Origin of the sequence: Staphylococcus canis, from assembly GCF_016238445.1 — a bacterium.
GTDB lineage: Bacteria > Bacillota > Bacilli > Staphylococcales > Staphylococcaceae > Staphylococcus > Staphylococcus canis.
The window spans coordinates 1-252 of sequence record NZ_JABANU010000116.1 but is presented as its reverse complement, the minus strand read 5'-3'; the positions used below and the strand labels follow the sequence as shown (position 1 = coordinate 252).

Genomic DNA, 252 nt, shown 5'->3' with positions numbered 1-252 from the left:
GGACTCGAACCACCGACCTCACGCTTATCAGGCGTGCGCTCTAACCAGCTGAGCTATAGGCCCATTTAAATTGAATAACTCAATGAATGAGCATTCAAAACTGAATACAATATGTCACGTTAATCCGCTTATCACCTTAGGTGATAATTCCGTATATATCCTTAGAAAGGAGGTGATCCAGCCGCACCTTCCGATACGGCTACCTTGTTACGACTTCACCCCAATCATTTGTCCCACCTTCGACGGCTAGCT

The 252-nt window shown here is 46.0% G+C and carries 1 rRNA gene; it reads right to left on the bottom strand.

Features of this window, described 5'->3' with window-relative positions:
* Window positions 1-165: 165 nt before the first annotated feature.
* Window positions 166-252, bottom strand: a 16S ribosomal RNA gene (locus tag HHH54_RS11715); the annotation flags it as partial.